7 protein-coding genes and 1 pseudogene are annotated in these 12,863 nt (G+C 35.9%); 3 read left to right on the forward strand and 5 right to left on the reverse strand.

The window, feature by feature from the left end; genetic code table 11:
- Nucleotides 1-8: 8 nt before the first annotated feature.
- Nucleotides 9-1,148: pseudogene (locus tag ND2E_RS22195) on the reverse strand (ATP-binding cassette domain-containing protein); the annotation flags it as partial.
- Nucleotides 1,149-2,372: 1,224 nt separating this feature from the next.
- Complete coding sequence (locus ND2E_RS07115; protein ID WP_033094624.1) at nucleotides 2,373-4,958, reverse strand: AAA family ATPase; 2,586 nt, start codon at nucleotides 4,956-4,958, stop codon at nucleotides 2,373-2,375.
- Nucleotides 4,959-5,617: 659 nt separating this feature from the next.
- Between ND2E_RS07115 and ND2E_RS07110 the strand changes: the two genes are divergently transcribed.
- Nucleotides 5,618-5,830 (forward strand): hypothetical protein, encoded by a 213-nt coding sequence (locus ND2E_RS07110; RefSeq protein ID WP_033094625.1) that lies wholly within the window; start codon nucleotides 5,618-5,620, stop codon nucleotides 5,828-5,830.
- Between the two features lie 839 nt (nucleotides 5,831-6,669).
- On the opposite strand, the gene ND2E_RS07105 is transcribed toward ND2E_RS07110, so the two are convergent.
- A complete protein-coding gene (locus ND2E_RS07105) occupies nucleotides 6,670-7,905 on the reverse strand; it encodes a hypothetical protein (protein ID WP_033094626.1) in 1,236 nt (411 codons plus the stop codon).
- 380 nt (nucleotides 7,906-8,285) lie between these two features.
- Here ND2E_RS07105 and ND2E_RS23130 point away from each other — a divergent pair, with 380 nt between their 5' ends.
- The gene (locus tag ND2E_RS23130) at nucleotides 8,286-8,444 is read left to right on the forward strand and encodes a hypothetical protein (RefSeq protein WP_190277843.1); all 159 of its coding nucleotides are present in this window, start codon (nucleotides 8,286-8,288) and stop codon (nucleotides 8,442-8,444) included.
- Between the two features lie 128 nt (nucleotides 8,445-8,572).
- Here the strand turns inward: ND2E_RS23130 and ND2E_RS22445 are convergent, their stop codons facing one another.
- Together ND2E_RS22445 and ND2E_RS07095 are read right to left on the reverse strand one after the other, a co-directional pair.
- A complete protein-coding gene (locus ND2E_RS22445) occupies nucleotides 8,573-8,983 on the reverse strand; it encodes a DUF6957 family protein (RefSeq protein WP_052056706.1) in 411 nt (136 codons plus the stop codon).
- Between the two features lie 377 nt (nucleotides 8,984-9,360).
- Nucleotides 9,361-10,314, reverse strand: coding sequence for a hypothetical protein (locus ND2E_RS07095; RefSeq protein WP_033094628.1), 954 nt, complete (start codon nucleotides 10,312-10,314; stop codon nucleotides 9,361-9,363).
- Nucleotides 10,315-10,585: 271 nt separating this feature from the next.
- On the opposite strand from ND2E_RS07095, the gene ND2E_RS07090 reads away from it, so the two are divergent.
- A complete protein-coding gene (locus ND2E_RS07090) occupies nucleotides 10,586-12,856 on the forward strand; it encodes a hypothetical protein (protein WP_033094629.1) in 2,271 nt (756 codons plus the stop codon).
- The last annotated feature ends 7 nt before the right edge of the window (nucleotides 12,857-12,863 follow it).

A 12,863-nucleotide genomic window follows, 5' to 3' on the forward strand; every position in this document is an offset into this window, starting at 1 on the left:
CACCAGCTTTAAGATTGCTGTAATTGCCACATGTTACTGTATTGTCCTTTAAGGGCGAGTAATTGTTGATGATTACCTTGCTCAACTATCTCCCCATGGCTCATCACGATAATATTATCACTATCAATAATGGTTGATAAACGATGAGCGATTACTAAACTCGTTCTACTTTTAGTGACTTCGTTAATTGCTGTTAAGATAGCCTGTTCTGAGTGACTATCAAGGGAAGATGTCGCCTCGTCAAACACTAATATTTGTGGATTTTTTAAGATCGTTCTGGCTATGGCTACTCGCTGTTTTTCACCACCAGATAGTTTTAGGCCTCGCTCTCCCACGACCGTATCTAATCCATCAGGCAAACTGCTAATAAATTCAGATAAATGTGCAAGTTCGATGGCCTTTAAAACTTCATCTTTACTGGCTGTAGGACAACCGTACTGTACATTGTTAAATAATGTATCATTAAACAGTACGGTATCTTGCGGGACTATACCTATATGGCTACGTAGTGACTGTTGGCTTACTTGACTGATATCTTGCTCATTAATATTGATATTGCCAGAGTTAACATCATAAAAGCGAAATAATAACTTCACTAAAGTAGATTTTCCCGAACCACTTTGACCTACCACCGCGACCTTTTCACCGGCATTTACACTAAAAGTAATCCCTTTAATAATAGGCCGCTTAGTATTGTAAGCAAAAGTAATATTATTAAACATAATACTGGCTTGGTTATTTGAATTCCTCCCCTGCTCTGCCAAATTTAACATCGCTGCATTGGGAACATCTTGTACCTTAGGCAACTTAGCTAATAAACCAAATAAGTTCTCAATATTTGCCAGTGAGCCTTTAATTTCTCGATAGACAAAACCTAAAAAGTTTAGCGGCATAAACAATTGCATCATAAAAGCATTGATTAACACGAAATCTCCGAGCGTCATCAGCCCTGCTGCAACATCATTCGCCGCCAGTGCCAACATAGCGGTCATCGCTAAGGCGATAATCAGTGCTTGCCCACCATTTAACGCAAATAACGATAATCGGTTCTTAACTTTAGCCTGCTCCCAAGTTGCAAGCTGCTGGTCATACGCTTGTGCTTCAAATTCTTCATTGGTGAAATATTTAAAAATGTCATCTTTAATTAACACTTGACTATAAGTCTTGATAGAAACATTGATTTTACTAAGAAATAAATGTTTATCATTGTTTTGTATTGAAAACTAACCATAGTCTCTTTTTAAGTTACTCGTCACGTTTTCTATAATAATAAACATGTATGGATATTATAAATGCAAGAAACAATATTGATGGCCCAGATCTAACAATGTTGGAAATAGGTAAATAAAATTGTTCTTGGGAAAAATGATACCTTTTAACAAAACTCGATAAATCAGTATCCCCACAGTGGGCTGCCCCATTAATGCAGTTGGTATTTTGATGCACTGCAAGGCTCTCTAAAGCAGATTTTAAATCATTATATGTAAGCCAAATAACAAAGAACGTAACTAATAGGTAAAAAAAAATATACCACTTTGATATAGATACCTTGGTGCTATCTTTTAAATTTTTTGTTTTTTTATTAACCTTGCATCTAATTTACTCCAAACCTGTATCGGGCTTACTGTCGCCCATACAATACACCATATATTAAGTACCGCATTGTCCTCATATTTATTCAAAGCAACTCCTGACTTATAACTTGTGACTTGACACCTAATAACAGGCTTAATTTGTTGGCTAGAATTAGATATAAATAAGCAAAAGCCAACTACTTTAAGTCTCTGTTTATTTTCTTAGCCTGCAATTAAAATATTTTAGCAGACGAGTTAATTCCTTTATAGTTATAAATAGCATTAGCTCTTTTTACTAACCTTTTTTATCTGTGTGTTTTAAAAATTATGCGTGAGTTCCAGTTTAATTTGAAAAAAATCCAGCTTGGTTAAACTCTGCAAAAAGGCTGTATATAAAATAATGATAAAGATAACTCTAAAGTTAATCTAAAAAGCTGGGTAATCACATATAAATAGACTTTGATGTGCAAACTACGTCTGTTTGTACCAAAAAGAGGTGTTTATGACTAAAGACCAAAGATACCCTGCTCATTTCAAGTGTATGCGTTAATGAAGAGTTAGGGTGCAGCGATAGGCAACTGAGGTGCTAGGTAGACGAGTTCAGGCTTAATGGCGATAAACCATTTACGCCCAATAAACATATTCGTAATGATGAATTTGATGAAGCTTAGAAAAGAACTTAGCTCAAATCTAACCTGACAGACACCGTTATCAAAAAGGGTAACTGTCAGCTCAAGTCTGAGCTACTACAAACTAGGACTGCCAATCGCTACTGTTAGCGGCATTGGAATAAGTAGCTTACGTTCGCTTCCTATCTTTTTGCAAGTGAGCTAAGTAATTCTTAATGGCTTCTAAATCTGCTACTACCTCATCAATTGTTGGGTATGGATGCCCCATGCCCGTCGCAGTATCATGGCCGCTAAAGTTATTACAGCATTTATCATAAGCAGAATTAATCATATCAAAGTCGAGCTGATTTATATCATCAAGACGAGTTAGTCGCTGAATGTGTATACCACGCTCAAATCTATTAACGACCTTGTTAAGTAACTTTTCTTCTACCAATCGCTCCCAAGCTTCTCTTAGTAAACTATAAAACGGGCGAGTAGCATTCCTAAACTCTGTTTCAGTTCCTTTAGCGCGTATACTCTTCAAACCTTGTAGCTTGATATTTAATACCCCTATGCGCTTGCTAGTTGTTAAAGCATCCCAAGGAGGGTTTGTTCTAACTAAGCCTGCGTAATCTCTTGACCTCTCTAAACTTATATAACCGATCTTATCTTGCGACATCCTCTCAGCAGCTTCGAGGAGTAGCTTATAGAAAACAATATCATGAGTAAATATAACTACTTGCCTTTCTAACGACTCTCTTACTAACCTGTCAGCTACTCTAGCGCTCCACTGATGGCTCAAAGAGTTTACAGGATCATCAAATATTACCGCAGATTCCCTAGCATCGGCTTTCATTTCAGCTAAAAAGCTAGCAATTGCTATACATCGTTGCTCGCCTTCGCTTGCAACCTTTGCCACTACTGACTCTCCTGAATTAGAAAGTAGTAGTTTGAATTGCTGATGACCACCCTTATTCCTAGTTTTAACTTCAATAGTAAACCTATTGAAGCCGAAGGCGTTAAGCTCTGATTGGAATGACTGCTTTAATGGCTCGATTACGCCATCAGAATAAATGCTGGAGGATAAAGTCGATACACTACGAGTATTACATTCTTGTTTGATTAGTTGAAGTATAGTAACTGTATGTAGTCTCTTGATGTTACTGAGGATATTTTCTCGATGGTCTACAATGTACTTCCTGTCTTGTATCGTTATCAGCTCAGCATCTTTTTGTGCTATGAATTTGGCTTGGCTATCATCATCAGTAATTTTCCCTATCTGTTGATCCAACTCAGTAATTAAACCTGCTAAATCTGTATATGCCAAAAGGCCAAATACTTCTAATGAAGCTGGTAACTCCTTCATTAAAAAGCTGCTCTTTCTGTCTGTCAATAGAGTGACCAACTCTTCTAATCTGACTTTAAGTCCATTTTTAATATTTTCCGATTCATTAAGAGCTGACTCATATTGACTAATATTCAGGTTTAGCGTGTTTACCGCCTGTTTAGCAGTTGCTAGTGCTTGATATGCCGCTCTAGCATCTTTTGCTGCACTATTCTGTATGAAGGCTTCAAATTCTTGTAACTTACTGGCACAGTCTATACCTATATCCTGCAAACATAATGGACAGGAATCGCCTGTATTTGGTGGGAATTCAATTTCTTTGCCTTCTTTTTGAATAAACACTTTTGCAGCAGCCCATAACTGGCTCCATTCAGAGTTGCCAATATTATCAAAAGGTAGATTGGATAGCGTTTGTAACCTTAATTTATCTACAGTTTCCTGCTTAGAAATGTAATCAAGTTCAAGTTGTTTTAGTCGGTCAAACTCTTGTGCATTTAGCAACTTTAGCGGTAATGAAAAAAAGTTAACCAGAGGTGTCAATAGCTGCTTTTTATTTAGTAAGCCTGCTTTAATTTGAGCTGGCGATTGAGCTTTATATTGAATTAATTCGGCTTTACGGGCCTCAATAGAGTCTATCTCTTCTTGAGTTGCACAATGAGCATTAACCTCTTGCTCAGTCTCTAAGCCTGATAGCTTACTTAAAAATATAGATGCGGGACTTCCAGATGGTAGAGGAGGTATCGATACTAAGCCATTAGTACCCATAGTATCTTCTTCGATTAGTCTTTTTATACCATCAGCTGCTTTGGTCAATTCTGTTAAAAGGTTTAAGCCAACTGGTTTATAGCCTAACGCATCTTCACCTGATAAATAATGATGAGCGGATGCAGTATCAAATACTCTGATAGACTTGGCATCTTTATCAGGCTTAGACTCAGGAGTCCAAGAAATACTTCGCGTAGCGCCATTTACTTCGACAGTTATTGAAGCTTGGGGCTGCTTATTATTGGTGGTAAAAACATTACCACTAATAGGTTTTAAAATGCCCCTAGTTAAACATGCATGCTTTAAAATGGATGCATAGCTAGACTTGCCCGCACCATTATCACCGTAACCAATCGTTAAACCATTAGACTCAAAGTCAAGGCTCTGTTGCTCAGCCAAGGCAGCCACACCTTCAACGTCACTCAGGATATTTAGATTCACTGGATGCTCTTCTGAAGTGAAGCCCGTTATATCTATAGGTGATGCAAAAGAGTCATATTTGGGGTGCTTTGGAATTAAGCCATATTCACCTTGCGAGGTGTTAAAGAGAAAATGAATATTATCATCAGTTAAACTGCCATTTTGTAAAGTAATTTTAATAGCTAACTGCCACCAAAGTGGCTTATCTGTAACCCAACCAACTATCCTTTCCACTGGAGTCATAATTCAATCCTTTAACATTCAAAATTAAGAATCATTCTAAAACAGTCAAGAGAAATTTGTATACTAAATCGTTAATAAGAGTTTGATTAGTTGTGCCAAATCAAAATATTGAGGTAACCTTGGTCTCTATGGTGTAACTAGTAATGACAGCTCAATAACAGACGAACAACCATCAATGCATATTCAGCGTACATACTTGTCTGTGAACCATTAGGGAAAGTATTTGCTAAAGCCTGCGTAACTTAATAAAAATTTTACGCAACAAAAAGTTTTTTGCTTATTAAAACCTAAGATTAAGTTTTAATCGGGTTTATCCCCCCCCCTATAAAAAGCTCTTTTGATAAAGACATGATTTCTAGCAATATATAAATTAATCCAGCAACTTCAGCTACCTTCATTACTCGACTCTGTTCATTAAACTTTTTCAAAACCACACCACCCATACTTAAAAATCACAACACAATAGTAATAACTTTAAATTTGTTGGGTATCGGATTCTCGTTTCTAAAACGAGAGAGACAACTGCTTACCAATACACAAAAGATCACAATTTTTAGGAAATCTGGAAGCGAGGTATTAACATTTATCGAAACCAACAATCACAGGATGAAACGAAATTGAAAAAAAATTTAGATATTGAAAAACTTGAAAGAACTTTGATGAACGCTTCAAAAGTGCAAATAGATGGATGTTTTTATACTGTCATCAGCTATGAAGAACAGTCTAAAATACTGAGGACGGTTTTTAATTTTATCAACGGTGACCGTATGGGTGAAATTGATGAGGTCGAGTTTTCACTGTCTGATCTAATCGAGGCACGGTATGTCGAAATTTTTACTCACCAATTCTATTGTAAATTTTGGCAACCCTAGATATGGCTATGTGGCTTTTGACGAAACCTAGTTTATATTGACTTACTAGAAGCAATCTAAATCTAGGTTATCCCTTTCCATTCATGTCAGCAGGCTAGCCTTACCAATTTATGATACCAAAATGATGCAGCCCAAATAAAGACCTCCACCTTTAATTCAATCATTGGAATATTAGGTAATATGAAAGCTCTGGTGGTTAGTTCCATAATGGAACCAACCACTCATTATGATTGCAACGCATTTAAATATATATTCCTCCTTTGGTCACAGCACCATCATTGTTTGGTGGCATTGGAAGGTAGAATTAGTACGCTGCGGAAGTTTTATCATTCCAACTGCGTTTGTTATGTACGTTCGGCACTAAAGTTTTCCCCAATAACATAGGATGTCCCTGCTTTGAGAGCTTCAAAGTCGGGTAATCGCAGACCGTCCGCCTGTAGACACAGTAATCTTTTGTTTACTCCGTAGATCACTTATTAAAACCTAAGTTTAGATAATCACTTTCCCATGTAAACCTAAACAACATGCCTATTTGGGTGAACGTAAAAAGTCAGCCATAATCAATAGTATGCATTTGCAAAAAAGCACACGGGCGGTCTGCTATGGAATGCATGCCCCTCTTCTAGTTATGATTATTGGGATTACTTTTATCATCAATCATTGTGATTTCGAACTGTAGCATTAAGCGCCAGTAGGCATTTAAGCAGGCTTACTGGTGGTAGCTTATCAGGGAAAAGAATATTAAAAAGTTGTAGAAAAACCTCCTTCGATATATCTAAACCACATAAAAAAAGAGCGCATATAGCGCTCTTGTGATATTGGAAATAATTAAGTTTCTATTACCCTATATAATCATTCCTTACTGTTTTAAGAAGATGATAGTAGGCCAGCGGAGTATTTTCGACTGATATTGTGTAACCTTTATTGATTAGAGAAAGTTCTCGCTTGGCTGCTGTACATTGAGCATAATCTTCTAGGTTAGCTACACCAAAAGTTAAGTTTTGTCCGTCATCACATCCGTCACGGCTATCGCTTCTCAAATTACTGATCATTGAATTTAATAGTCGCTCATTAATTTTATTATTTGGGATTAGGGAGAACCATCCCTCATCTTTAGATTTCAACATAAGCTTGTCAATTGCAATTACAGTGCTTTCGTTGTGTCTCTTGACTAGTAACGAAGACAGGTTGCTTTTTAGTTTCGTGTTCTTGATTTTTTTCCATTCACTTGGATCATCGAAAACCATTTTATCGGGTAAGATCCAAGACGTTAAAGTATAGGGTTGCTGTGATTCATTATCTAACACAACAAACCTATGGTTTCTTGCCCCAAAATGAACTGCTGAACCTTTTCTGCCTAGTTCGTTGTATTTAATGTTTGAATCTATAATGCTGCCATCGATTAAGGTAGCGGCCATACCTATATAGCCTTCTTTAGATTTAGTCCTTCTTATTTCTTTATAATCTTCAAGGTATGTGAATTTGTTTACCCCATTTTCGACTTCTTGTTCAAGAACAATTGGATGACTAGTGTTTAATGAGCCTATTCTTAAAAGCCTATATTTAACATTATTGAAATAAATCCAACCTGTAGGGCCATTCAATTTTATTTTTTTAGCAAATAATTTTTTTCGTTCAGCTTTAGCCTCTTTTGTCTGTCGTTTTAAAGCTAAAGTCTTTGGTGATTCAAGGGTAAATCTCCAATATTCGGCTTTAGCTCTAGATATGACATTATTTTCCCTATCTATGCATTCCGCCATAATCTCATTCTGGTTTACTAGCTCCATGTTAGATTTAATTGTATTTCCAGTGGCTTTACAAAAACGACTAAAACCATCTATAAATGCTCTATTATTGCCCCAACCATCCCAGTCGATATAGTTACCAGTATGAAGAGATTTTTTTCCTTTGAAAAATGGTTGTAACCATAATTCATACAGCTTTTCGTAATCCTTATTAGCTGCCTCTAATATTTCATTTGTAAGTTGAAGCATAGGAGTTTTTTTTGGTGAGGTAGAGGCACACGAACACAAGATACTAGACATCAGTACCAAACTAAAAATTCTTAATTTCATTACATTCCTTATTGATTGATTTTTATCCAATTGATTTGTATGGTAATTATATTAAATGTTATAGCACCAGCAATAAAGAGTGATTATCCTAATAGTTATAATTTAACCCTAATTAATTGTGTCTAGCCAATCCGTCTCCAAATTACGCCTCACTTTGCGCGTCCTCACCTCCAACCTAAAAGGCATCAGATTTCCAAAAATCTACAAAAAGTTGTAGATAAGAAAATGAGCTTTGATAATGACCATGTAAAACACCACTGGCAAAATCGCAATTAACTTAGGATGTAATCATGAATTTAGAAATAGCTAAAATCGTAACAAATCACTTTCAATATAAGGGTATTTCCGTCGAGCTATTACTTGGTTATTCAGGTAGGGGTATGTATAGTAAGAAAACAGCTGCGGTAAGCGGCGACTTTGGCATCGAAGATGTATGGAAATTGGTTATAAAATATCGAGAGGAAATTGCATCTCACGTTGAACTAGACTCTATCGACCTACGTTGGGATCAGTTTGGCCTAGGGGCAGTTGTTTACTAGCTAAGTAACATTGAATTTAATAGCATAGCGATGCTGTATGCATTGCTATGCCTTAAACTTTCTTACTACTTTAGTCAGTTGAAACTTCCTGTTATATCTCTAGGTTGTCCATTTATGGCTAGGACTCGTCAAAAAAATGAGGATGCATCTTCCGCTGATATTTGCTTTTGCATTCCTTCACCAACAGCAATATAAAACGTATTACCTGTTTCAAAGATACAATTGTCATAGACAGCCAGAATTGGGGAAGAGCGTACCCATCCCCCTACAGGAAAGCGGCCCAACTCATCTTCGATAACATGGTCAGCTTTTAGCATTATGACCTCTGGATGCTCGCCACTGTCAATCAGCGGTGATTGGATTTGCCAGAGACACCAGGCTTTTGCGGCACAATAGGTTTTACTTCCATTAATTTTTCGGTAAATGTTAATTTGATAGGGGAGACTAGACTCTTCACAGCCAAAACCTACAGTTTCACCATCGTTTTTAAATGCCTTTGCTAACTTAGCTATTACAACGATATAGTCATAGTTATCCACAATTACTATTTTGCCAATACTTCTCAGTAAAGTTTTGTACTTCCCCCTTTGCTATATAGCCTAATAAAAAGTTGCACCATTAAATTGAGTAACTTTTGTTCGTTTAGCTTCCTTGCAAATACATCATGTTCTGATATTCTTTGATAATTAGCCCTCAAACGGCCTATATAATTGAGCTTTCAATTTTTCATGAAATGCCAGTTTCATGTTAACTTGGATTTTATGTGCTCAATTTATCGTTAATCTGGATTTAAAAAAAGACCGTCTGGATTTCGACCTCTAAGTTACTGATTCCATTAAGAACAGAATTTCACTTTAAACCGGATCTCACATGTGCCCTTGCTACCTTACCTAGTGTCTTGTAATGCCGATTAATTTCAAACTTCTAATTGTCGATTAGATGTGAATAAATCAAACATAAACTGAAGATGTGTTTTATCTCTTATATTTGTCTTTACATCAGCCATTGTCTGATTTAAGACACACAAAATGCCATGCGTATTGTCTGTTAATGCTACTCCCTTGCGTATATTCTCAAAGTCCTGTTTTATTTCTTTCTCGTCAGCTTTTAGTAGCCAGTAAACTAAAACTGATTCATTAGCAGAACTTCCATACAAACACATCGTTCTAATTACAGTAGATAGGTACTCTAGCCGCTTGATATGTTCAGAGGCCGTTTTCGTATCTAATAGATTATCAGCAAGCTCACTATTGCCAAGCATAAATTTGACGATTAGATCATATGATTCTTTAGGGATCAGATCGAGCGGCGCACTTATACTGCAAATGGTTAGTAAAGACAAAATTTCTAGAACCAACGCAGTGATATGTGAAATACAAATGAAGCCATGTTGGTGAAGTTTTATCAGGGAAAGTAAAACCGCTAATGCGGTTAAGCTACGCTGTTTTGTTATGACTTGAAAGTCCCGTGGGTTCAAATTGGTTTTTATAGTGTATGGATTTCTTTTATCAAAGAGTATTCCTCTAATGGTTGGTGGCGTTTTCAATAAGAAGTCAATGTAGAATTTAGGCTCATCTTTTAGTTCAGAGAGTACCTCCCAGAAAGGTTCATCTAGTATGTAATTACATTGTTTAAATTTGGTTGAGATAAGTAACAGTGTTTGTGCATTTGGCGTTTTATTCGTTGGATAAGAAAAATATCTGTCCCATTTATTGTTTCTTATATCTGAATCATTTAAATCCTTAGGAAGCTGCGCCAATGCTTTTTGTAATTGGTAACCACACGGTTTGATATGTGCACTTCGACATACATTAACCACATAGCAGAAATATTTCAATCGCTCACTGATGGACATCTTTTTTCTTCCCACTTTTTCCTTCCTATTTTGTTATTCACTAAGAAAATATCACATGAAATAAATACTAACCAGATGAAAAATAATAAATTAATAAATAATAATGTAGGCCAGAAATAACGATATTGAAAGTCTATTTAAACATAAATATTAATGATTAACTTCAATGAGCAGTAATGACGAATGTATGACTTACAGCATGCGTTTGGATTTCAAATAGAAATGTGAAGAAGTTATAACAAGTGGTGACTATCACTTATTTTATTAATATTGTGGACAAGATAGCATGGCAAGAAAAAACCGTTTCTCAAAAAATAAGATAGTAGTAAAAAAAAATATCATTACAGATGAGAATAATACGTTTGATGGTCTTCCGACATTTGAACCAGATAACGATGGGGTTGTAAGTCTTGAAATAATTAAAAGTAACGGTAAAAATGCCACAATAATATTCAACAGTAATAAACAAATAATTTGCCGTAAACTACCAAGAAATGAAAGGGGAGGAATAGTAATTCCCACTTGGTATTACCCCTTGTACCAATTCAATCCTGATATTGCCACAGAACTTGCTCGTGTTTGTTTATCTATTCTAAAAGAATCAAATTACCATTCAAATTTAACTAAACCATTCAATTATTTAACAGAGTATTTCATATCAAAGAACATTTCATCACTAGAAGCTATAACTCTATTAGTTTTCAATAACATGATTGAACAAATTGATAGTTCGCGCCCATCAATATTATGCCAGGGGATCAAAAGAGTGCTAGCAATATGCCCATCAATAAGTGAAAGAATCAAAAAAGATATTCAAGCATATGTGTATGCGCCGTCAAAGAAAAAGAAGACAGAAAAATCTTTTGCTGAGCGTTTAGCAAATTCGAACCTAAAAAACGATTATTCTGAATATGTTATGTTTCAAGTTTATGCTTACACTAACGCTAGCATAATTGAGGTTGAAGCAACCATAAAAAGTACACGCGAGTTTATTGAAGGTAGTGAAGATAAAAGTGTTGGCTTTTTTCATAAAGGGGGGGCAGAACACTATAAATCATTAATAATGCGAGGTAATAAGGAAAGCTTCGATAAGGCTTTTCAAATTGAACTTGCAGATACATACCGTGTGAACAATGCTATAGACATCATAAAAGCAAGTCTAACTATTAAACAGTGGGCTGAGTTCAAGAAAAAAGTATTAATGTCAGAGTACGACAACCTTAACTCTGAATGTTGGCCTATCAATATAAAGAATAACCCCGATGTTCTTTATCTTTGTAATAAAGTTATCCCTATCACTCTAGGTAACGTAAGTAGCATTAAAAGAACTTTTTTCAATCAAGCTGAGACACAGGAAGGTATTTACGGTGATCTACTTTATAGAAAACGACTTCATGCCTGGAGGACAAAACAGTTCAGGGAAAAATATAGACTACACCAGTTAAATAAATATCAAATTAATTTCATATTTTTCAGTTTCTATAACTTAAAGGAAACGGGTACATATAACGGAGACTCTCTTCACACAATTTTACTGGGCAGAACATTGCATTTTGACTATTTATTAATGCAATTATTGCTTGCTGAATCAGGTCGCAACAAAGAAGTTGCGCATTCGATTCCCAACAAGATAAACGGTTCAAGTATTTTAGATAATGAAGACCGCTTCTCCACAGAAAAATCTGTTGAGTTGATTGGCTCAAAGAAAAGGGGCCACATTAATACTGGCGGTGAACAGCCAGAGTCATTAAGCATCCCTAAAAGCACTCCCCTTTTCAGATTTATGAAGCTCTTTGATGACGTAAGAGATCAACAGCTCCCATATAGACTAACTTTTTTTACTGAAACTGATGTTTTTGCTAGATGGCAAAGAAAATATGCATCCCAAACAGGTATAAAAGAGAAAAATGGCACACCTGTAAAAACAATCGATACAACCAAATTTAGAAAAGTATTTGCTGGTGAGATGTTACAAAAGTGGATGAAGAAGATAAAAAACAAAGATGATTTAATAAAAGCTGTTGCGGGGGATCTTCAAAACACAATACCTCTAACTTACCTACTCCAGTCATCAACTGTAGAATCGATGTTAACTACAGCTATAGTTGCTTTGCAACTAAAGTTCATTGAACACCATCAAAAAGTTTCCGTACAAATAAAAATCAATGAGAAGCCGAGTTCAGGAGTCCGAGTAAAACGGTTTCTATGTGATTGTATCGATCCTGAGAATCCAGATTATGCTGAAAATTTAGATGTGAGCTATTGCAAGCAATTTGACAATTGTCTAGGTTGCTCCAAAGCTGAAGTATACCAAGAGCACCTACCTTATATCATCTATCGTTGTTTTCAATATGAAAATATTTTAAAGCTTAACCGTAGTTTATATGATGCTGCCTATGCACTTAAGCATATCCGCGCAAAACAAGTCATAAATTCTTTTATCCTAAAGGCGAGTAATGGAGAAAAACTTCACAACGCATCTTTTGAGCACGCTTTAGATGCTTGGGAAGATCCTAACAATTTCTTGTTGCCACCATTACTTCACTCAAACGCTTAATAAGGCA

Source organism: Colwellia psychrerythraea, assembly GCF_000764225.1.
GTDB classification, from domain to species: Bacteria; Pseudomonadota; Gammaproteobacteria; order Enterobacterales; family Alteromonadaceae; genus Colwellia; species Colwellia psychrerythraea_D.